The organism is Algoriphagus vanfongensis DSM 17529 (assembly GCF_000429465.1).
Lineage (GTDB): Bacteria > Bacteroidota > Bacteroidia > Cytophagales > Cyclobacteriaceae > Algoriphagus > Algoriphagus vanfongensis.
Genome location: NZ_AUBX01000016.1, coordinates 323700 through 341968, shown reverse-complemented (window position 1 = coordinate 341968; position 18269 = coordinate 323700). Strand labels below are relative to the sequence as shown.

Sequence of the window (18269 nt, the reverse complement as noted above, 5' to 3'; positions counted from 1 at the left end):
AAAGCAGTGGGCATTGAGAATCGCACACTTCCAACAATACTGAACTTATTCACCCAAATAAATCAGAACTCAAATAGCGGTCTCCGCGATCGCAAGTAATGCAGACGATAAGGCCTTCTTTAAGGGTTTTGGAGAGTTCAATTGCTGCAAAGAGCGCACCACCACTACTCATTCCTGCGAGGATTCCCTCCTCCCGAGCCATGCGGCGAGTCATCTCTGTCGCCTGTTCTTGACTCACGTCGATGACCTGATCTACTCGACTTGGATCAAAAATTTTGGGTAAAAAATCTGGCGACCATCTCCTGATTCCTGGAATACTGGAGCCATCCGTTGGCTGCGTGCCTACGATTTGAATATCAGAATTTCTCTCCTTGAGGTATTTGGACACTCCCATGATCGTCCCTGTAGTCCCCATGGCAGACACGAAATGTGTGATATTCCCATCAGTATCTTCCCAGATTTCTGGGCCTGTGGTATGATAATGTGCCATGTAATTGTCAGGATTGGCAAACTGGTCCAGCATAAAGTAGCCTTCTTCATCCCGCATTTGCTCTGCCAAAGTTCTGGAATATTCAATGCTTTGTGCAGCAGGCGTTAGGATCACTTTTGAACCATAGGCCTCCATCGATAGAACTCTTTCACGAGTAGAATTGTCCGGCATGATCAGAGTCATATCCAAACCAAGTACTTTAGCCACCATTGCCAAAGCAATACCTGTATTACCACTTGTCGCTTCGACCAATTTATCTCCGGGATGTATATCGCCACGCTCAAGTCCTGACCGCAACATATTATAAGCAGCTCTATCTTTGACGCTACCGCCTGGATTTTGCCCTTCCATTTTGCAAAAAATCTTTACTCCGGGATTGGTGGGGATATGCTCCAGCTCTACAAGAGGAGTATTCCCTATCAATTCAAATAGCTTCATTTTGGTCGTTTTTAAAGATATATCGGTCCGTCACCTCTGTCCCTGCATGATACATCTGAGATTGGTAATAAACTTTGGACCCAGCTGGCACGGAACGAGTCAGCCAAACATTGCCACCGATAATACTGCCTTTTCCGATCAGTGTCTTTCCACCCAAAATCGTCGCGCCTGAATAAATAATTACCTCATCTTCGATGGTCGGATGGCGTTTGAGATCGGCATCTGCTTTATCCACACTAAGAGCTCCTAGCGTTACTCCCTGATAGACTTTTACATGCTCACCGATCACGCAGGTCTCACCGATTACCACTCCAGTCCCATGATCTATGCAAAAATAGCGACCAATGCTGGCCCCCGGATGGATATCCACACCGGTACGACTATGTGCAAACTCGGTAATCATACGCGGAATCAATTTGATCCCCAATCGATGTAGCTCGTGAGCGATCCGATAAGCTGCGATAGCAAAAAAACCAGGATAGGAGCGGATAACTTCAGTACGCGATTTGGCTGCTGGATCTCCCGCAAACATCGCTTCAACATCGAGCTGAAGCCAATCAAATATTCGCTCCAGCGAGTCAAAAAAGCGATCGGCTAATTCTTTCCCTGTGCCTTCATGCAATTGAGGATTTCTATCCAATATCGCTGTAAAGGTAAATTTCAGTTCCTCCAACCTTCCTTGGATTTCCTCTTTTTCCCGGATTCTCTCAGAATTAAATTCAGGAAAAAGAATACTCACCAATTCCTCGAAAAAACGCTGAATAGCTTGAGGGGATGGGCAATCTGGGCATTGTGTATGTGCTTTGAAAAGTTTATCAATCAGGGAATCCATCTACAATGGGTTTAGGGTCTTTACATCACAAAACCCACACGGATTACATAAGGTTCACCATAGGGTGAGCGAAGATTATCATGGAGCACATTGTAGAGAAAGGTAAAATTGGCTCCGCCTCGTCCTCCACCAAATGGTGCAAAGTAACCTCCTCCAAGGAATAGTGCATTGGACCAGATTCTTTCAAATTGCTCTGTCCCTAGATTGTAATTATCAAAATTAATAGACTCAAATTCCCCATGAAGGAAGACATTGGGCAAAACATTATAGCGATTGAAGGCACGCCAACCATAAGAGGAAGATTCTCCTCCGTAATAGCGTCTATCTTTGAAATATTGGTAAGTCAGCCCCAAACCTGCTGAGTACTTAGGAGTGATCATCACCCCTGCCAATGGGGAAAAATCTATCAGTGTCACTGTCCCAAACTGCATTCCGAAATTCCCTCCGAAATAAAGTCTATCCTTGAACGAAGTAGAATCGGAATAAAGCTCGCGCTGAGCCTGTACCTCAAAGGTCAGAAGCACGGCCAATCCAAGCGTAAGAGTAAAAAGTTTACTTTTTGACGACCACATACAAATCTTCAGTTTCTTTTTTCATCAAGTATTTTTCACGGGCAAACTTTTCCAAAAGTTCGGGATTGCTCATCAATTCTTGCCTTTCGGCCATGATTTTGACTTTTCGCTCTTGAAAAAACTCTTTTTGATCCTCCAGTTTATTGAGTTTTTGACTCAGTTTGAATTGATTGATGATATTATTGGAATCGATAAACATCATCCAGGCGAGGAAAAACACAGTGGCAAGCCCATAAAAATTTCCACCAAGTTTGAGTAGTTGCTTCATAAGAATCAGGAATAGATATCGAAAATACAAAAATGGTGCAAAAAGTGTCGAGTAAGTATCTTATTCCTTTTTGAAGGTGTCTATTGATTGCATAATTCAAAAAAATCCCCAGCCTGGAATAGGCTAGGGATCCATAGTTTTTCCTATTTCTAAAGAGCTTTTACTTCAAGCTACCTTTGAATACAGCTGACTCACCTAGTTGCTCTTCGATGCGAAGCAATTGGTTGTATTTGGCCATACGGTCAGAGCGAGAAGCAGATCCTGTTTTGATCTGTCCAGTATTCAACGCTACCGCCAAATCAGCGATGGTAGAATCTTCAGTTTCACCAGATCTATGGGACATCACTGCTGTGAAACCAGCCTTGTGAGCCAAGTTTACTGCATTGATGGTTTCTGTCAAGGTACCGATTTGGTTTACTTTAATCAGGATAGAGTTAGCAGACTTCTCTTCGATACCTCTTTGCAAGAATTTCACATTGGTCACGAAAAGATCATCTCCTACTAGCTGGACTTTGTCGCCGATTTTGGCAGTCAGCATTGCCCATCCTTCCCAATCTTCCTCAGCACAACCGTCTTCGATAGAGTCGATTGGATATTTTTCAGTCAAAGAAGCCAAGTAATCAACTTGCTCAGCTCTGCTTCTGATCACGCCAGTATCACCTTCGAATTTCTTGTAATCGTAGTTACCATCAACAAAGAACTCAGAAGAAGCACAATCCAATGCAATAGTCACATCATCACCTGCTTTATATCCAGCCTTCTCAATCGCCTCCAATACACAAGCTAAAGCTTCTTCTGTACCACCAGAGAAATTAGGTGCAAAACCACCTTCATCACCTACTGCAGTACTCAATCCTTTGTCGTGAAGGATCTTCTTCAAGCTATGGAACACTTCAGTTCCCATACGAATTGCCTCAGAGAAGCTAGGTGCACCTACTGGACGGATCATGAATTCCTGGAAAGCAATCGGAGCATCAGAGTGAGATCCACCGTTGATGATATTCATCATAGGGACTGGAAGAGTATTGGCATTTACACCGCCTACGTATCTGTACAATGGTTGGCCAGACTCCATCGCTGCTGCCTTGGCTACTGCCAAAGAAACACCTAAGATGGCATTTGCACCCAATTTGCTTTTAGTAGAGGTCCCATCCAAGTCGATCATGATCTGATCGATTAGGTTTTGCTCAGTTACGTCAAGACCTACCAATTCAGGAGCGATTAGATCATTGACATTGGCTACGGCTTTCAGGACGCCCTTGCCCAAATATTTGCTTTTGTCTCCATCACGGAGTTCTACGGCTTCATTGACACCAGTAGAAGCACCACTAGGTACTGCAGCACGGCCAAAAGCACCGTTTTCAGTTACCACATCTACTTCTACGGTAGGGTTTCCTCTGGAATCGAGGATTTGTCTTGCATGAATTGATTGGATCAACGTCATAGTCTAAAAGGTTTATTAAAATTAGTTTTGGTTTATCAAGGCAATAAAGTCATCAAAAAGGTAGCGCGAGTCATGCGGACCAGGAGAAGACTCAGGGTGATACTGTACGGAAAATGCCGGTTTGTTCCTCAGTTTGATTCCTGCTACGGTGTTGTCATTGAGGTGAACATGCGTGATTTCTACCTCAGGATGACTCTCGGTATCTTCTCTGACGATGTTGAAACCATGGTTTTGAGAGGTAATTTCACTTTTACCAGTGATCATATTTTTGATCGGGTGATTGATCCCTCTGTGACCGTGGTGCATCTTATAGGTGGAGATGCCGACTGCCTCAGCAAGAAGCTGGTGCCCTAGACAAATCCCGAATACTGGCTTACCAGTCTCTAAGATGTCTTTCACAGTAGCGACTGCATAGTCCATCACAGCTGGATCACCAGGTCCATTGGAAAGGAAATAGGCATTGGGAGCCCAAGCTTCCATTTCAGCAAGCTGTGTCTTGGCAGGAAATACTTTGCAGTAAACTCCTCTGGAGGCCAAGTTTCTAAGGATATTCTTTTTGATACCGAAGTCCAGGCAAGCCACTTTGATAGGGGAAGACTCATCTCCTATGTAATAAGGCTCTTGCGTACATACTTGAGAAGAAAGCTCCAGTCCGTTCATATCAGGTAGCTTCTCCAATTCGGCTTTCAATCCATCAAGATCTCCTTCAAATTCGGAACTGATAATGGCATTCATCGCACCTTGCGAGCGGATATGTCTCACGAGTTTCCTTGTATCAATATCAGCGATGCCGGTGATTTGATACTTTTCCAAATACTCCTGTAGGGAACCGTGTCCGTCCAAACGGGAGTAAACTTCAGAAAAACTGTTGACTACAATGCCGCCGATAGTAGGATGATCTGATTCGATTTCCTCATTGTGCACACCATAATTACCAATGTGGGAAGTGGTAGTCACGATGACTTGACCAGTATAGGAAGGATCCGTGTAGATTTCCTGATAGCCAGTCATACCGGTGTTGAAACAAATTTCACCCCCATTGGTACCGGGGTTTCCAATCAATGAACCATAAAAGACGGTTCCGTCTGCTAGAAGTAGGGTTGCTTTTTGTTTGATCATTTTTACGATAATTGTCCCAAAGTTAAATATTTATTGGGAGGAGGAGGAATGTCCGGGTATAAAAAAAGGATTGAACCAAAGCCCAATCCTTTTTAATATTTAAATAGAAGATCAAATTATTTTTCTTCAGTTTCTGCATCTGTAGAATCAGCGGAAGCTTCTGGAGCTTTAGGCTCTTCTGATTTAGCCTCAGCAGCAGGAGCTGCAGGAGCATCTTCAGTTTTAGCAGTGCTTCTTCTGGATCTTCTGGTAGTTTTCTTAGCAGGCTTAGCATCTTTCAACATCAATTCGTTGAAGTCTACCAATTCGATGATACACATCTCTGCATTGTCACCCAATCTGAAACCAGTTTTGATGATACGAGTGTATCCGCCTGGACGAGTAGCAGCTTTTGCGATTACTTCACCAAACAAAGCAACGATTGCTTCTTTGTTTTTCAAGTAAGAGAAAGCCACACGTCTATTGTGAGTAGTATCTTCCTTAGCTCTGGTGATCAGAGGTTCTACGTATTTCTTCAATTCCTTTGCCTTGGCAAGCGTAGTAGAGATACGCTTATGAAGAATCAGCGAAGTAGCCATGTTAGAAAGCATTGCTTTCCTATGAGCAGCCTTTCTCCCAAGGTGGTTAAATTTCTTACCGTGTCTCATTTTATTTATTCTTCATCAAGTTTATACTTTGAAATATCCATTCCAAAGGTCAGGCCTTTTTCTTGAATCAACTGCTCTAGCTCTGCAAGAGACTTTTTACCAAAGTTTCTGAATTTCATCATGTCAGAAATTTCCAACTTGGCTAGGTCTCCCAAGGTCTTCACGTCAGCAGCTTTCAAACAATTGAAAGCACGTACGGAAAGATCAAGATCAGAAAGAGAAGTCTTCAACAATTTTCTCATGTGAAGGAATTCTTCATCGATCGGCTCTGGCTCGGCTACTCCAGTAGAGTCTAGGACCATCGTCTGGTCAGAGAACAACATGAAGTGCTGAATCAAAATCTTAGCTGATTCCTGAAGTGCTTTCTCAGGATGGATAGATCCATCGGTAGTCACTTCCAAGATCAATTTTTCGAAGTCAGTTTTTTGCTCCACACGGGTATTTTCTACGCTATATTTCACATTCTTGATAGGTGTGAAGATGGCGTCGATGGCGATTTGGCCAAATACCTGCTCTTTTGGTTTGGATTCTTCAGCTGGTAAGTATCCTCTTCCTTTTTCCACCACCAATTCGATTTCGAAATTGGTCGCTTCATCGAGGTGACAGATCACAAGATCTGGATTCAAGACCTCAAAGGAAGAAGTGAACTTGGCAATGTCCCCGGCAGTGAATACAGACTGATTTTTGACCTCAACGGTGATTTTTCCATCAAATGCTTCGTGCACTTTCTTGAATCTCACTTGCTTTAGGTTCAAAATAACGTCAGTCACATCCTCCACTACTCCTTCAATGGTAGAAAACTCATGCACTACTCCTGGTATTTTGATAGAAGTAATGGCATAGCCCTCCAAGGATGAAAGCAAAATTCTTCTCAGGGCGTTACCGATAGTAACTCCATAGCCTTTTTCTAGCGGTTTGAAGGTAAACAAGCCATGGAAGTCATCGGCTTTTTCCATTACCACTTTTTCGGGCATTTGAAATGCTAGTATGGACATATATCTTGTTCTTTGTTTAAAAGCTGAAAATAGTAAATATTACTTAGAGTAAAGTTCGACGATGAGCTGCTCCTTGATATTTTCTGGAATATCATCTCTAGAAGGCACACTGACGAATTTGCCGGACAAGGAAGCACCATCCCACTCTAACCAGGAATATTTGTTGGCACCTCTACCAGCTAAGCTATTAGTAATAGCTTCCAAAGATTTGGAACGCTCTCTTACAGAAACCACATCACCTGGCTTCATGATGTAAGAAGGGATGTTCACTACTTCACCGTTTACAAGAATATGCTTGTGAGAAACCAATTGTCTCGCACCTCTTCTAGTTGGGGAGATTCCCATTCTATAGACGGTGTTGTCCAATCTAGCTTCTAGCAACTGAAGAAGGTTTTCACCAGTGATACCTTGCTTTCTGGAAGCGATATCAAACATTTTGGCAAATTGTCTCTCCAATACACCATAGATGTATTTTGCTTTTTGCTTTTCAGCAAGCTGGATTGCATATTCAGATTGCTTCTTTCTTCTACCACGACCGTGCTGTCCTGGAGGGTAGTTTTTCTTTTGAAGCGCTTTGCTATGCCCTTCGATAGCTTCGCCAAATTTACGGGCGATCTTTGCTTTAGGACCTCTATATCTAGCCATTTCTTTACAATTTTAGGATTAAACTCTTCTACGCTTAGGCGGACGGCAACCATTGTGAGGAAGTGGAGTCACGTCTACGATGGTAGTCACATCCAATCCCACATTTTGCAAAGTTCTGATCGCAGATTCACGACCAGCACCTGGACCTTTTACAAATACTTCGATTTTTCTCAAACCTAAGTCGTAAGCAACTTGTCCGCAGTTTTGAGCGGCCATCTGTGCAGCGTAAGGAGTATTTTTCTTAGAACCTCTGAAACCCATTTTACCGGCAGAAGCCCAAGAGATTACTTGTCCCGCATTATTGGTAATAGAGATAATGATATTGTTGAAGGAGGCTTTGATGTGTGCCTGACCTACAGCTTCTACCTTTACTACTCTTTTCTTACCTTTAGCTTTATCGTTTCTTTTCTGAGCCATAATCTAATTCAGGTTTTATTTAGTCGCCTTCTTCTTGTTAGCAACAGTCTTTCTCTTACCCTTCCTTGTTCTGGCGTTGTTCTTGGTATGCTGACCACGAACTGGAAGTCCTTTTCTGTGTCTCAAACCTCTGTAGCAACCAATGTCCATTAGTCGCTTGATGTTCAATTGGATCTCTGACTTCAGGACACCTTCGGTTCTGAATTCTTCGGCAATAATATTACGGATAGCGGTGGACTCATCATCGTCCCACTCACCTGCTTTTTTGTCGAAGGAGATACCGGCTTTGCTCAGGATCGCCTTGGCGGAGCTTCTTCCAATTCCGAAGATATAGGTAAGCCCGATTTCGCCTCGCTTATTGTCTGGTATGTCTACACCTGCAATTCTAGCCATGATTAACCTTGTCTTTGTTTAAACTTAGGATTCTTCTTATTGATGACGTAAAGTTTTCCTTTTCTTCTGATTACTTTACAGTCAGCACTTCTCTTTTTGATAGATGCTCTAACTTTCATATCAGCTTATTTATATCGATATACTATTCTGCCTTTGGTCAAGTCATAGGGAGAAAGCTCTAACTTGACACGATCTCCGGGAAGGATCTTGATGTAATTCATCCTCATTTTACCGGAAATATGAGCGATCAATTGATGTCCATTTTCCAGTTCCACTTTGAACATCGCGTTTGACAACGCCTCTATAATGGTTCCGTCTTGCTCTATTGATGTCTGTTTTGCCATATTAGAATTTAAAATTCTCTTCTATGTACTTGTGTGAGGTCAAGACCTCAGTTCTATCTTCGAAAATTGCAATTGTATGCTCATAATGAGCGGAAGGCTTTCTATCGGACGTCCTGATAGTCCAACCATCCCTTTCTTGGACGATGTTTCTCGATCCAAGATTGATCATAGGCTCAATCGCAATTACCATCCCTGTCTTTAACAGAGGACCACTACCTCTTTTGCCGTAATTGGGTACTTCGGGGGATTCATGTAAGTTTCTACCCAGACCATGTCCTACCAGCTCTCTGACTACAGTGTAACCTTTCGCTTCGACAAATTTCTGGATAGCATGTCCGATGTCTCCAATACGATTGCCAAAAATTGCTTTCTCAATTCCCAAGTAAAGTGAATCTCGGGTGGCTTTAAGTAAATTCAGTACAAGAGTGGAAACTTCACCGACAGGGTAAGTATAAGCGGAATCGCTATGAAAACCTTGGTGAAAGACTCCACAATCTACTGAGATTATATCGCCATCTTTCAATTCATATTCGCTGGGAAATCCATGAACGACAACTTCGTTCACAGAAATACAGAGTGAAGCTGGGAATCCGTTGTATCCTTTAAAGGAAGGTACAGCGCCATGATCCCGTATAAACTCTTCAGCAATTTTATCGAGGTGAGAGGTCTTTACCCCTACCTTGACATGTTTGGCCACTTCCCCATGGGCCTTGGCCAAAATGTCAGCACTTTCTTTTATTTTCTGAACCTCTTCAGAGGTCTTGTAATGAATCATCTTAAGCTACTTGGTAATTAGAAGGGTTATTCTTCATATTACCAGACTTCATCATTCCTTCGTAATGTCTCATCAAAAGATAACTTTCAATTTGACGGAGCGTATCCATGATCACACCTACCATAATCAATAGGGAAGTACCACCATAGAATTGCGCAAATTCACCACCCACTCCTGCAATGATAGCCAAAGCTGGAAGGATTGCCACAGCTGCCAAAAGGACAGAACCAGGCAAAGTGATTCGAGAAATAATTCCATCAATAAAGTCTGCAGTAGGCGCACCAGGCTTGATACCCGGTACAAATCCTCCGTTTCTCTTCATATCCTCAGCGATTTGCTCAGGATTCACAGTGATAGCTGTGTAGAAGAAAGTAAAGATGATGATCATAGCTGCAAACAACAGGTTATACTGCCAAGATGTAAAGTCAGAAAAGGTTGTACCTATATAGTTGGCGATGTCATTGTCACTAGCCCAGATCTGAGCGATCAGTGCAGGGACGAACATCAATGATTGAGCAAAGATAATCGGCATAACACCAGATGCATTCACTTTGATAGGAATGTACTGACGCTGTCCACCGTATACTTTGCCTCCAACTACTTGCTTGGCATACTGAACAGGGATTCTTCTAGTTGCTTCTGTCAATGCTACTACACCGACTACTACAAAGAACAATACCGCTGCTTCAATAAGCAATAGCAATAGTCCACCGGATCCTTTCTCTACCACTTCAGCAATAATAGCTCCTGGAAAGCGGGAGATGATCCCGATCATGATTAGCATAGAGATACCGTTACCGATACCTTTCTCAGTAATCTTCTCTCCCAACCACATACAGAACATGGTACCGGCAGAAAGCAATACGAGAGAACTAAACATGAACAAGGAAGTACTCACCATCACTGCACCAGTAGGCAAGATAGTAGCAGTCACATAACCGATACCCTGCGCGATAGTGATCAAAATAGTAAGTACACGGGTTATCTGATTGATTCTTTTACGACCAGATTCCCCTTCCTTTTGCATTTTTTGAAAGTAGGGTACTCCGACAGTCAACAGCTGCAACACGATGGAAGCAGAAATATAAGGCATGATACCCAAGCCAAAGATGGATGCATTGCTAAATGCACCACCTAGGAAAGTATCGATCAAGCCGAAAATCCCCTCGGGAGCTCCAGTCAACTTGGATGGATCCACTCCGGGAAGCACGATGAAAGAACCTAATCTGAAAATAATCAGAAAACCGACTGTATTCAGGATTCTTACTCGAAGATCTTCGATAGAGAAAATATTCTTAACTGTCGAAATAAACTTTTTCATTTAATTAAATCTTGTTTACCGAACCACCCGCTTTTTCAATGGCAGCTATAGCGCTGGCAGAGAAGTTGTGAGCGGTTACTGCTACTTTGGAACTCAATTCACCTCCGCCCAAAATCTTGATTTTATCATTCTTGGAAGCGATTCCGTGAGCTACGAAAGCATCCAAATCAATGGTCTCAAGATTGTAAGTTGCGGCAAGGTTTTGCAAGGTATCCAAATTTACCGGTTTGAACTCAACTCTGTTCAAGCTTTTGAAGCCAAATTTAGGAACTCTTCTTTGAAGTGGCATCTGACCACCTTCAAATCCCAATTTAGTCTTGTAACCGGATCTTGATTTAGCTCCTTTATGACCTCTGGTAGAAGTACCACCTCTACCGGATCCAGGACCACGACCAATACGCTTACGGTTTTTGGTAGATCCTTCGGCTGGTTGTAATGTATGCAGTTTCATAATTAAGCTTCCTCTACTTTTACAAGGTGATTCACTTTTTTGACCATACCAGCAATCTGAGGAGTTTCTTCCACTTCTACAGATTTGTTGATTTTTCCAAGACCCAAAGCAGTGATAGTGGCTTTTTGATCTTTTGGTCTATCAATTACAGATTTGGTTTGTGTGATTTTGATCTTAGCCATGATGATTATCCATTAAAAACTTTAGACATTTTCACACCTCTCTGCTGAGAAACAGAGATCGCATCTCTCAATTGCATCAATGCATCGATAGTCGCTTTCACTACGTTGTGAGGGTTAGAAGACCCTTTGGACTTAGCCAAAACGTCTGTCACACCTGCAGATTCCAACACAGCACGCATTGCACCACCGGCGATTACACCGGTACCCGCAGCAGCAGGCTTGATCAAAACGAACCCACCACCAAATTTACCAATTTGCTCGTGAGGGATAGTTCCTTTCAATACTGGTACTTTTACCAGGTTCTTTTTAGCATCTTCGATACCTTTGGTGATCGCATCGGTCACTTCATTGGCTTTACCCAATCCGTAGCCTACGACACCATTGCCATCTCCTACTACTACAATCGCAGAAAAAGAGAATCTCCTACCACCTTTGACCACTTTGGCCACGCGGTTGATCGCTACTACTTTTTCTTTCAGTTCAGTATCTGTAGCCCTAATCGGCTTTTTTCTTAGTTGAGACATGTCGATTAAAATTTAAGGCCTCCCTCTCTGGCACCATCTGCCAAAGCTTTCACTTTCCCGTGAAACAAGTAGCCATTTCTGTCAAATACTACCTCGCTAACACCATTGGCAACGGCTCTTTCTGCAAGCTTTTTGCCCACTTCTTTAGAGACAGATACGTTGATGTTTTCTTTCGCTCCCAATTCTTTGGAAGATGCCTGAGCCAATGTATGACCTTTGAGGTCATCCACCAACTGGGCATAGATGCCAGTATTACTTTTGAATACGGACAAACGCGGTCTGGAATCGGTACCAGAGATCTTTCTTCGGATACCCTGCTTGATTCTAAGTCTTCTGGAATTCTTATTAAATGCCATAACCTATTATTTTTTACCGGCAGTTTTACCAGCCTTACGTCTAATTTGTTCACCAACGAAGCGTACACCTTTCCCTTTGTAAGGTTCGATCTTACGAAGAGATTTGATTTTGGCAGCTACTTGTCCAATCAGTTCTTTGTCGATAGCCTCCAAAGTAATGATTGGGTTCTTTCCTTTTGGAGTTTCTGTTTTCACAGCTACTTCATTTGGAAGTGCAAAGAAAATGTTGTGAGAGTAACCTAAGGAAAGCTCAAGCACTTGTCCTTGATTGGCAGCCTTATAACCCACACCCACTAGTTCCAATTCCTTCTTGAATCCTTCAGATACACCAGTCACCATATTGTTGACAAGAGCTCTGTACAATCCGTGCATGGACTTGTGTCTTTTGGAGTCGGTAGGTCTAGATAGGACTACTTCATTATCCTCCACTTTCACCTCAATGTCAGGATGAATATCCTGGCTGAGTGTACCCTTTGGACCTTTAACAGTTACCACACCTTTTGTGGCAACGTCTACAGTAACACCGCTGGGTAGATTTATTGGTTTTTTACCTATTCTTGACATGATAGTAAATTAATATACGTAGCAAAGTACTTCGCCCCCGATGCCTTCGGTGCGGGCTTCTTTGTCAGTCATTACCCCTTTGGAGGTCGAAACGATCGCCACACCTAGGCCATTGATGACTCTTGGTAGCTCGGTATGTTTCACATATTTTCTCAAACCTGGCGTACTGACACGCTGAAGGCTCACGATTGCATTTTGCTTGGTAGTAGGGTTATACTTCAAAGCGATTTTGATAGTACCCTGTGGACCATTTTCCTCAAACTTATAGTTCTGGATGTATCCTTTGTCATGCAATACTTTGGTGATCTCCTTCTTGATGTTAGAAGCAGGTATCTCTACGATTCTATGAGTTGCCTTGATGGCATTTCTCAATCTGGTTAGATAATCAGCTATTGGATCAGTCATGGTATATATAGTCTAGCTCCACCCGTTTTGGGCGTGCAAAGTTACGAATTGATTTTTTAAATAAAAACTACTGTCGTTATTTTACCAGCTGGACTTAGTCACTCCCGGAATTTTGCCTGCAGAGGCCATTTCACGGAAGGTTACCCTGTTGATACCAAACTTTCTCATGTAGCCTTTTGGACGACCGGTTAGCTTACATCTGTTGTGAAGTCTTACCGGAGAAGCGTTCTTAGGCAATTTGTCAAGGGCCTCATAGTCACCTGCAGCTTTCAGCTCGGCTCTTTTTTTGGCATACTTGGCTACCAGACGTTCTCTTTTTCTCTCACGAGCTTTGATGGACTCTCTTGCCATGATTATTCTTGATTATTTTTATTAACGAACGGCATTCCGAAAGCCTTCAACAACGCGAAGCTTTCTTCGTCAGAATTTGCAGTGGTCACAAAAGTGATATCCATACCTGAAATTCTGTTTACTTTTTCGATAGAGATCTCTGGGAAGATGATTTGCTCAGTCACACCCAAAGTGTAGTTTCCTCTTCCGTCAAATCCTTTATCGGAGATTCCTTTGAAGTCACGTACACGTGGTAGAGCTACTGTCATCAATCTATCCAAAAACTCATACATTTTAGATCCTCTTAGGGTCACTTTTGCTCCGATAGGCATTCCTTCTCTCAACTTAAAGTTGGAAACAGAAGTCTTAGCTATGGTAGCGACAGCTCTCTGACCAGTAATCAGCCCTAGTTCTTCTACACCTTGGTCTACCAATTTCTTGTCAGCCACGGCAGCACCGATCCCTTTGTTCAAAACGATTTTGGACAATTTAGGAACCTGCATTACTGAAGAGTATTGGAATTTCTCTTTCAAAGCAGGAACGATATCGTTCACATACTTTTCTTTAATTCTAGGATTAGCCATTGATCACCTCCCCTGTTTTCTTAGAGTATCTTACAAGTTTACCATTGTCACCTGCTTTGCGTCCAGTTCTGGTAGCTTCACCAGATTTAGGATCTACAAGCATCAGGTTACTGATATGTACTGGAGCTTCTTTCTTTTCGATTCCACCTTGAGGCTTCGCTGCAGTAGGCTTCACGTGTTTGGTCACGATGTTGATGCCTTCTACAAAAGCTCTGTTTTTAGCGGTATCTACAGAAAGAACTTTCCCTGTTTTTCCTTTGTCATCACCTGCGATCACCTTCACGGTGTCTCCGGTTTTGATATGCAGCTTTTGCTGCTTGTTGAATTTTCTTTCCATGATTACAATACTTCTGGAGCCAAAGAAACGATTTTCATAAACTGCTTCTCTCTCAATTCTCTAGCTACTGGGCCAAAGATACGAGTGCCACGAGGCTCATCGTTGTTGTTCAACAAGACAGCAGCGTTGTCTTCAAATCGGATGTAAGATCCGTCTTTACGTCTTACTTCTTTTTTGGTACGTACGATTACCGCTCTAGAGACGGTACCTTTTTTCATGTTGCTGGAAGATAGGGCTGACTTAACAGTCACGACTACTTTATCACCGATAGAAGCATATCGCTTTTTAGTTCCTCCCAATACGCGGATGACCAATACCTCTTTGGCACCGGAGTTGTCCGCCACACTTAGTCTGGATTCTTGCTGTATCATGATTACTTAGCCCTTTCAATAATTTCAACTAATCTCCAACGCTTGTTCTTACTCAGCGGACGAGTTTCACTGATTTTGACAATGTCACCAGTGTTGCATTCGTTCTTCTCGTCATGAGCCATAAATTTGGTAGTCTTGGCAACGAATTTACCGTAGATTCCGTGTTTTACTCTTCTTTCCACGGCTACAGTGATGGACTTGTCCATCTTGTTGCTGACGACTTTACCAATTCTTTCTTTACGAAGATTTCTTTCGATCGTAGCCATTTTCTTTTCTGTTAGCTATTATTTCGCAGCCAATGCAGTCTTCAATCTTGCGATCAGACGCTTGGTCTCACGGATTCTGTTAGGATTCTCGATAGGAGAAATTGAGTGAGCAAACTGAAGCTTGCTCAGGTTCGTTTTCTCGGCGCTGATTCTCTCAGCGATTTCACTTGCGGAAAGTGATTGGATCTCTGTATTTTTCATAGTTCCTAATTATTCTGCGTAGTCTCTACGAACAGTAAATTTGGTGCTGACAGGAAGTTTCTGCTGAGCCAATCTCAAAGCCTCTTTGGCAGTCTCGATAGAGACACCGGTCGCTTCGAATAGGATGGTTCCTGGCTTGATCACGGCTACCCAATATTCTGGAGCACCTTTACCTTTACCCATACGTACTTCAGCAGGCTTCTTAGTGATAGGCTTGTCAGGGAAAATTCTGATCCAAACCTGTCCTTCTCTCTTCATCGCTCTAGTCATGGCGATACGAGCTGCCTCGATCTGACGAGAGGTGATCCATCCTGCTTCTAGGGACTTGATGCCAAAGTTGCCAAAAGCGAGCGTATGCCCTCTTTGTGCAATGCCTTTGACACGGCCCTTCTGCATTTTTCTATATTTAGTTCTTTTCGGCTGTAACATGATTTCTCACTTATCGGTGAAAATTAGTTATTTCTTTTTCTGCGTCTTGGTCCACCGTCTCTCTTAGGGCCTGCATTTCTTCCGCCTTTCGGCTCGTTTGCTGCACCTTGGTTAGGAGACAAGTCTCTCTTTCCGTACACTTCACCTTTGAAGATCCATACTTTGATACCGATGATTCCGTATACTGTCAAAGCTTCGGAGATCGCATAATCGATGTCGGCTCTCAATGTGTGAAGAGGAATTCTTCCTTCTTTGTACATTTCAGAACGGGCCATTTCGGCGCCGCCCAATCGACCAGAAAGTTTTACTTTGATTCCTTCTGCGCCCACTCTCATGGATGCTGCGATAGCTTGTTTCATCGCTCTTCTGAAGGAAATTCTAGCCTGTAGCTGCTGAGCGATAGACTCACCTACTAGTTTGGCATCCAATTCAGGTCTCTTGATTTCAAAGATGTTGATTTGAATGTCTTTGCTGGTAAGTTTTTTAAGCTCTTCTTTAAGCTTGTCTACTTCGGCTCCACCTTTACCAATAACTACACCTGGACGAGCGGTATGAATGGTAAGTGTGATTCTCTTAAGCGTACGCTCAATGATCACCTTAGCAATCCCACCCTTAGGAATTCTGGCAAGGACGTACTTACGGATTTTTTGATCCTCGTGAAGTTTTTCGGCAAAGTCTTTCCCACCATACCAGTTGGAATCCCAGCCTTTGACTACACCAAGTCTAAATCCTATTGGGTTGATCTTTTGTCCCATAGTCTCTTCTTAATTTGCCTTTTCGTTTGTTTCTACTACATCAGCGGTAACTTCTACAGAGTTAAATGCATCAACTACGAGTGTTACATGATTGGATCTCTTGCGGATTCTGTGACCACGACCTTGAGGAGCAGGTCTCAATCTCTTGAGAGATCTGCCTTCGTCCACCATGATGGTTTTCACATACAGATCAGCATCTTCAAGCTTTGCATCTGGGTTTTTAGCTTGCCAGTTGGCTACCGCAGAAAGAAGAAGTTTTTCCAATTTCATGGATCCATGATTTGGAGTAAACTTCAATATGCTCAATGCCAATCCCACTCTCTTGCCTCTGACCAAGTCAGCTACAAGACGCATTTTGCGTGGAGAGGTAGGAACGTTGTTTAATCTTGCTACTGCTTCCATGATTATCTCTTTCCTTTATCTTTTTTGGCAATGTGGCCTCTGAAATTCCTGGTAGGAGCAAATTCACCTAGCTTGTGACCTACCATGTTGTCTGTTACAAATACCGGGATAAACTTGTTTCCGTTATGCACAGCGAAGGTATGTCCTACGAAATCTGGAGAAATCATAGATCTTCTTGACCAAGTCTTGATGACAGATTTCTTTCCGGATTCGTTCTGAGCGTCCACTTTCTTTACCAAGTGATGCTCGATATAAGGACCTTTTTTTAATGAACGTGCCATAATTATTTAGATCTTTTGCTAACGATGAACTTGTTTGAATACTTTTTAGGCGATCTGGTTTTCTTACCTTTAGCCAAAAGACCCTTACGGGATCTTGGATGACCTCCAGAAGATCTACCTTCACCACCACCCATTGGGTGATCGACTGGGTTCATAGCTACACCTCTTGTACGAGGTCTCACTCCTAGCCATCTCTTACGACCGGCTTTACCCAATACCACATTCATATGATCTCCATTGGATACAGTACCAATAGTCGCCATACAGTTACCCAAAACGAGTCTCATCTCTCCGGATGGAAGCTTGATGGTCACATACTTACCCTCTCGAGCTACGATCTGTGCATATCCACCAGCACTTCTTACCATTGCAGCACCTTTGCCAGGCTTCATCTCAATACAGTGTACGATTGTACCCATTGGGATGCTAGACATGTGCATTGCGTTACCCACTTCAGGAGCAACTTGCTCGCCGGAAATCACTGTTTGTCCTACTTGCAAACCTTCCGGGGCGATAATGTAGGCTTTAGCTCCGTCAGCGTAATAAAGTAGGGCTAGACGTGCCGTTCTATTTGGATCATACTCGATTGCCTTTACGGTAGCAGGTACTCCAAATTTATTTCTCTTGAAGTCTACGATACGTAGTCTTCTCTTGTGACCACCACCCATATAGCGAGCGGTCATTTTGCCTTCATTATTTCTACCGCCTGATTTCTTGATAGGAGCAAGAAGGGACTTTTCTGGTTTTGACGCTGTAATCTCGTCAAAAGCAGGAGCCACTCTGAATCTTGTTCCTGGAGTTACAGGCTTCAACTTTTTAATTGCCATGATATTGATTCAATTAAATTTCTCCGTAAAAATCAATTACCTCTCCATCAGCTACTTGCACGATCGCTTTTTTGAAAGCGTTGGTGAAGCCTGATACGATTCTTGTCTTGGTGTATCTTGTCTTATGCTTCGCAGCATATCTCATGGTACGTACTGATACCACTTTCACACCGTATGCTTTTTCTACAGCATTTTTGATTTCTGGTTTCTTCGCAGTTTTCTCTACGATGAATCCATAAACGCCTTTTTCGTTCATGGCAGAAATCTTCTCTGTAATCAAAGGCTGCTTTAGAATATCCATTGT

The 18269-nt window shown here is 42.9% G+C and carries 33 protein-coding genes; all 33 read right to left on the bottom strand.

Features of this window, described 5'->3' with window-relative positions; translation table 11 throughout:
• Positions 1-49: 49 nt before the first annotated feature.
• The 33 genes from cysM to rplW all read right to left on the bottom strand — a co-directional run bounded on the left by cysM (position 50) and on the right by rplW (position 18266).
• Positions 50-928 carry a cysteine synthase CysM gene (gene cysM, locus G460_RS0116925; protein ID WP_026956478.1) on the bottom strand — a complete coding sequence of 293 codons (879 nt, stop codon included), beginning with the start codon at positions 926-928 and terminating at the stop codon, positions 50-52.
• Positions 915-1760, bottom strand: coding sequence for a serine O-acetyltransferase (locus G460_RS0116920; protein ID WP_026956477.1), 846 nt, complete (start codon positions 1758-1760; stop codon positions 915-917). The genes cysM and G460_RS0116920 overlap by 14 nt, the downstream gene beginning before the upstream one ends.
• Positions 1761-1780: 20 nt before the next feature.
• A complete protein-coding gene (locus G460_RS0116915) occupies positions 1781-2332 on the bottom strand; it encodes a hypothetical protein (protein ID WP_026956476.1) in 552 nt (183 codons plus the stop codon).
• Entirely contained in the window at positions 2313-2600 is a 288-nt protein-coding gene (locus G460_RS0116910; protein WP_026956475.1) for an FtsB family cell division protein, read from the bottom strand. The genes G460_RS0116915 and G460_RS0116910 overlap by 20 nt, the downstream gene beginning before the upstream one ends.
• A gap of 160 nt (positions 2601-2760) precedes the next feature.
• Positions 2761-4044, bottom strand: coding sequence for a phosphopyruvate hydratase (gene eno / locus G460_RS0116905; protein WP_026956474.1), 1284 nt, complete (start codon positions 4042-4044; stop codon positions 2761-2763).
• A 21-nt stretch (positions 4045-4065) separates the two neighbouring features.
• Positions 4066-5163: a glutamine-hydrolyzing carbamoyl-phosphate synthase small subunit gene (gene carA / locus G460_RS0116900; protein ID WP_026956473.1), complete on the bottom strand. Its 1098-nt coding sequence runs from the start codon at positions 5161-5163 to the stop codon at positions 4066-4068.
• Between the two features lie 116 nt (positions 5164-5279).
• On the bottom strand, positions 5280-5810 hold the full coding sequence (rplQ, locus tag G460_RS0116895; protein WP_026956472.1) for a 50S ribosomal protein L17: 531 nt from the start codon (positions 5808-5810) through the stop codon (positions 5280-5282).
• Between the two features lie 5 nt (positions 5811-5815).
• Entirely contained in the window at positions 5816-6805 is a 990-nt protein-coding gene (locus G460_RS0116890; RefSeq protein ID WP_026956471.1) for a DNA-directed RNA polymerase subunit alpha, read from the bottom strand.
• Positions 6806-6844: 39 nt separating this feature from the next.
• The gene (rpsD, locus tag G460_RS0116885) at positions 6845-7450 is read right to left on the bottom strand and encodes a 30S ribosomal protein S4 (RefSeq protein ID WP_026956470.1); all 606 of its coding nucleotides are present in this window, start codon (positions 7448-7450) and stop codon (positions 6845-6847) included.
• A gap of 18 nt (positions 7451-7468) precedes the next feature.
• Positions 7469-7867: a 30S ribosomal protein S11 gene (gene rpsK / locus G460_RS0116880; RefSeq protein ID WP_026956469.1), complete on the bottom strand. Its 399-nt coding sequence runs from the start codon at positions 7865-7867 to the stop codon at positions 7469-7471.
• A 15-nt stretch (positions 7868-7882) separates the two neighbouring features.
• Positions 7883-8260 (bottom strand): 30S ribosomal protein S13, encoded by a 378-nt coding sequence (gene rpsM / locus G460_RS0116875; RefSeq protein ID WP_008202997.1) that lies wholly within the window; start codon positions 8258-8260, stop codon positions 7883-7885.
• A 2-nt stretch (positions 8261-8262) separates the two neighbouring features.
• Positions 8263-8379, bottom strand: coding sequence for a type B 50S ribosomal protein L36 (gene ykgO / locus G460_RS23085; protein WP_081701372.1), 117 nt, complete (start codon positions 8377-8379; stop codon positions 8263-8265).
• Positions 8380-8385: 6 nt separating this feature from the next.
• Entirely contained in the window at positions 8386-8604 is a 219-nt protein-coding gene (gene infA / locus G460_RS0116870; RefSeq protein ID WP_026956468.1) for a translation initiation factor IF-1, read from the bottom strand.
• 1 nt (position 8605) lies between these two features.
• Positions 8606-9379: a type I methionyl aminopeptidase gene (map, locus tag G460_RS0116865; RefSeq protein ID WP_026956467.1), complete on the bottom strand. Its 774-nt coding sequence runs from the start codon at positions 9377-9379 to the stop codon at positions 8606-8608.
• A gap of 1 nt (position 9380) precedes the next feature.
• The gene (gene secY / locus G460_RS0116860; protein ID WP_026956466.1) at positions 9381-10700 is read right to left on the bottom strand and encodes a preprotein translocase subunit SecY; all 1320 of its coding nucleotides are present in this window, start codon (positions 10698-10700) and stop codon (positions 9381-9383) included.
• Between the two features lie 4 nt (positions 10701-10704).
• Positions 10705-11151 (bottom strand): 50S ribosomal protein L15, encoded by a 447-nt coding sequence (gene rplO, locus G460_RS0116855; RefSeq protein WP_026956465.1) that lies wholly within the window; start codon positions 11149-11151, stop codon positions 10705-10707.
• A 2-nt stretch (positions 11152-11153) separates the two neighbouring features.
• Complete coding sequence (gene rpmD, locus G460_RS0116850) at positions 11154-11333, bottom strand: 50S ribosomal protein L30 (RefSeq protein WP_026956464.1); 180 nt, start codon at positions 11331-11333, stop codon at positions 11154-11156.
• 5 nt (positions 11334-11338) lie between these two features.
• A complete protein-coding gene (gene rpsE / locus G460_RS0116845; RefSeq protein ID WP_026956463.1) occupies positions 11339-11857 on the bottom strand; it encodes a 30S ribosomal protein S5 in 519 nt (172 codons plus the stop codon).
• A gap of 5 nt (positions 11858-11862) precedes the next feature.
• On the bottom strand, positions 11863-12213 hold the full coding sequence (gene rplR, locus G460_RS0116840) for a 50S ribosomal protein L18 (RefSeq protein WP_026956462.1): 351 nt from the start codon (positions 12211-12213) through the stop codon (positions 11863-11865).
• 6 nt (positions 12214-12219) lie between these two features.
• A complete protein-coding gene (gene rplF / locus G460_RS0116835) occupies positions 12220-12777 on the bottom strand; it encodes a 50S ribosomal protein L6 (protein ID WP_026956461.1) in 558 nt (185 codons plus the stop codon).
• Positions 12778-12786: 9 nt separating this feature from the next.
• Positions 12787-13182, bottom strand: a complete 396-nt coding sequence (gene rpsH / locus G460_RS0116830; RefSeq protein ID WP_026956460.1) for a 30S ribosomal protein S8 — start codon at positions 13180-13182, stop codon at positions 12787-12789.
• A gap of 81 nt (positions 13183-13263) precedes the next feature.
• Positions 13264-13533: a 30S ribosomal protein S14 gene (gene rpsN / locus G460_RS0116825; protein ID WP_026956459.1), complete on the bottom strand. Its 270-nt coding sequence runs from the start codon at positions 13531-13533 to the stop codon at positions 13264-13266.
• A gap of 2 nt (positions 13534-13535) precedes the next feature.
• Entirely contained in the window at positions 13536-14096 is a 561-nt protein-coding gene (gene rplE, locus G460_RS0116820) for a 50S ribosomal protein L5 (protein WP_026956458.1), read from the bottom strand.
• Positions 14089-14433 carry a 50S ribosomal protein L24 gene (gene rplX, locus G460_RS0116815; protein ID WP_026956457.1) on the bottom strand — a complete coding sequence of 115 codons (345 nt, stop codon included), beginning with the start codon at positions 14431-14433 and terminating at the stop codon, positions 14089-14091. Before rplX ends, rplE begins: the two co-directional genes overlap by 8 nt.
• 2 nt (positions 14434-14435) lie before the next feature.
• Positions 14436-14804: a 50S ribosomal protein L14 gene (gene rplN, locus G460_RS0116810; protein ID WP_026956456.1), complete on the bottom strand. Its 369-nt coding sequence runs from the start codon at positions 14802-14804 to the stop codon at positions 14436-14438.
• 2 nt (positions 14805-14806) lie between these two features.
• Positions 14807-15070 (bottom strand): 30S ribosomal protein S17, encoded by a 264-nt coding sequence (gene rpsQ, locus G460_RS0116805; RefSeq protein ID WP_026956455.1) that lies wholly within the window; start codon positions 15068-15070, stop codon positions 14807-14809.
• A gap of 18 nt (positions 15071-15088) precedes the next feature.
• Positions 15089-15271 (bottom strand): 50S ribosomal protein L29, encoded by a 183-nt coding sequence (rpmC, locus tag G460_RS0116800; RefSeq protein WP_026956454.1) that lies wholly within the window; start codon positions 15269-15271, stop codon positions 15089-15091.
• A 9-nt stretch (positions 15272-15280) separates the two neighbouring features.
• Positions 15281-15700, bottom strand: coding sequence for a 50S ribosomal protein L16 (rplP, locus tag G460_RS0116795; RefSeq protein WP_026956453.1), 420 nt, complete (start codon positions 15698-15700; stop codon positions 15281-15283).
• 23 nt (positions 15701-15723) lie between these two features.
• Positions 15724-16455 carry a 30S ribosomal protein S3 gene (gene rpsC / locus G460_RS0116790; protein ID WP_026956452.1) on the bottom strand — a complete coding sequence of 244 codons (732 nt, stop codon included), beginning with the start codon at positions 16453-16455 and terminating at the stop codon, positions 15724-15726.
• A 9-nt stretch (positions 16456-16464) separates the two neighbouring features.
• Positions 16465-16857 (bottom strand): 50S ribosomal protein L22, encoded by a 393-nt coding sequence (rplV, locus tag G460_RS0116785; RefSeq protein WP_026956451.1) that lies wholly within the window; start codon positions 16855-16857, stop codon positions 16465-16467.
• 2 nt (positions 16858-16859) lie between these two features.
• Positions 16860-17138, bottom strand: a complete 279-nt coding sequence (gene rpsS, locus G460_RS0116780) for a 30S ribosomal protein S19 (protein WP_026956450.1) — start codon at positions 17136-17138, stop codon at positions 16860-16862.
• Positions 17139-17140: 2 nt separating this feature from the next.
• Positions 17141-17965: a 50S ribosomal protein L2 gene (gene rplB / locus G460_RS0116775; RefSeq protein WP_026956449.1), complete on the bottom strand. Its 825-nt coding sequence runs from the start codon at positions 17963-17965 to the stop codon at positions 17141-17143.
• Positions 17966-17978: 13 nt separating this feature from the next.
• Positions 17979-18266, bottom strand: coding sequence for a 50S ribosomal protein L23 (gene rplW, locus G460_RS0116770; protein ID WP_026956448.1), 288 nt, complete (start codon positions 18264-18266; stop codon positions 17979-17981).
• Positions 18267-18269 lie beyond the last annotated feature (3 nt).

Bases quoted from the DNA above. Each gene is read 5' to 3' on its own strand.
- cysM (WP_026956478.1), bottom strand. From the start codon at position 928: ATGAAGCTATTTGAATTGATAGGGAATACTCCTCTTGTAGAGCTGGAG.
- G460_RS0116920 (WP_026956477.1), bottom strand. From the start codon at position 1,760: ATGGATTCCCTGATTGATAAACTTTTCAAAGCACATACACAATGCCCA.
- G460_RS0116915 (WP_026956476.1), bottom strand. From the start codon at position 2,332: ATGTGGTCGTCAAAAAGTAAACTTTTTACTCTTACGCTTGGATTGGCC.
- G460_RS0116910 (WP_026956475.1), bottom strand. From the start codon at position 2,600: ATGAAGCAACTACTCAAACTTGGTGGAAATTTTTATGGGCTTGCCACT.
- eno (WP_026956474.1), bottom strand. From the start codon at position 4,044: ATGACGTTGATCCAATCAATTCATGCAAGACAAATCCTCGATTCCAGA.
- carA (WP_026956473.1), bottom strand. From the start codon at position 5,163: ATGATCAAACAAAAAGCAACCCTACTTCTAGCAGACGGAACCGTCTTT.
- rplQ (WP_026956472.1), bottom strand. From the start codon at position 5,810: ATGAGACACGGTAAGAAATTTAACCACCTTGGGAGAAAGGCTGCTCAT.
- G460_RS0116890 (WP_026956471.1), bottom strand. From the start codon at position 6,805: ATGTCCATACTAGCATTTCAAATGCCCGAAAAAGTGGTAATGGAAAAA.
- rpsD (WP_026956470.1), bottom strand. From the start codon at position 7,450: ATGGCTAGATATAGAGGTCCTAAAGCAAAGATCGCCCGTAAATTTGGC.
- rpsK (WP_026956469.1), bottom strand. From the start codon at position 7,867: ATGGCTCAGAAAAGAAACGATAAAGCTAAAGGTAAGAAAAGAGTAGTA.
- rpsM (WP_008202997.1), bottom strand. From the start codon at position 8,260: ATGGCTAGAATTGCAGGTGTAGACATACCAGACAATAAGCGAGGCGAA.
- ykgO (WP_081701372.1), bottom strand. From the start codon at position 8,379: ATGAAAGTTAGAGCATCTATCAAAAAGAGAAGTGCTGACTGTAAAGTA.
- infA (WP_026956468.1), bottom strand. From the start codon at position 8,604: ATGGCAAAACAGACATCAATAGAGCAAGACGGAACCATTATAGAGGCG.
- map (WP_026956467.1), bottom strand. From the start codon at position 9,379: ATGATTCATTACAAGACCTCTGAAGAGGTTCAGAAAATAAAAGAAAGT.
- secY (WP_026956466.1), bottom strand. From the start codon at position 10,700: ATGAAAAAGTTTATTTCGACAGTTAAGAATATTTTCTCTATCGAAGAT.
- rplO (WP_026956465.1), bottom strand. From the start codon at position 11,151: ATGAAACTGCATACATTACAACCAGCCGAAGGATCTACCAAAAACCGT.
- rpmD (WP_026956464.1), bottom strand. From the start codon at position 11,333: ATGGCTAAGATCAAAATCACACAAACCAAATCTGTAATTGATAGACCA.
- rpsE (WP_026956463.1), bottom strand. From the start codon at position 11,857: ATGTCTCAACTAAGAAAAAAGCCGATTAGGGCTACAGATACTGAACTG.
- rplR (WP_026956462.1), bottom strand. From the start codon at position 12,213: ATGGCATTTAATAAGAATTCCAGAAGACTTAGAATCAAGCAGGGTATC.
- rplF (WP_026956461.1), bottom strand. From the start codon at position 12,777: ATGTCAAGAATAGGTAAAAAACCAATAAATCTACCCAGCGGTGTTACT.
- rpsH (WP_026956460.1), bottom strand. From the start codon at position 13,182: ATGACTGATCCAATAGCTGATTATCTAACCAGATTGAGAAATGCCATC.
- rpsN (WP_026956459.1), bottom strand. From the start codon at position 13,533: ATGGCAAGAGAGTCCATCAAAGCTCGTGAGAGAAAAAGAGAACGTCTG.
- rplE (WP_026956458.1), bottom strand. From the start codon at position 14,096: ATGGCTAATCCTAGAATTAAAGAAAAGTATGTGAACGATATCGTTCCT.
- rplX (WP_026956457.1), bottom strand. From the start codon at position 14,433: ATGGAAAGAAAATTCAACAAGCAGCAAAAGCTGCATATCAAAACCGGA.
- rplN (WP_026956456.1), bottom strand. From the start codon at position 14,804: ATGATACAGCAAGAATCCAGACTAAGTGTGGCGGACAACTCCGGTGCC.
- rpsQ (WP_026956455.1), bottom strand. From the start codon at position 15,070: ATGGCTACGATCGAAAGAAATCTTCGTAAAGAAAGAATTGGTAAAGTC.
- rpmC (WP_026956454.1), bottom strand. From the start codon at position 15,271: ATGAAAAATACAGAGATCCAATCACTTTCCGCAAGTGAAATCGCTGAG.
- rplP (WP_026956453.1), bottom strand. From the start codon at position 15,700: ATGTTACAGCCGAAAAGAACTAAATATAGAAAAATGCAGAAGGGCCGT.
- rpsC (WP_026956452.1), bottom strand. From the start codon at position 16,455: ATGGGACAAAAGATCAACCCAATAGGATTTAGACTTGGTGTAGTCAAA.
- rplV (WP_026956451.1), bottom strand. From the start codon at position 16,857: ATGGAAGCAGTAGCAAGATTAAACAACGTTCCTACCTCTCCACGCAAA.
- rpsS (WP_026956450.1), bottom strand. From the start codon at position 17,138: ATGGCACGTTCATTAAAAAAAGGTCCTTATATCGAGCATCACTTGGTA.
- rplB (WP_026956449.1), bottom strand. From the start codon at position 17,965: ATGGCAATTAAAAAGTTGAAGCCTGTAACTCCAGGAACAAGATTCAGA.
- rplW (WP_026956448.1), bottom strand. From the start codon at position 18,266: ATGGATATTCTAAAGCAGCCTTTGATTACAGAGAAGATTTCTGCCATG.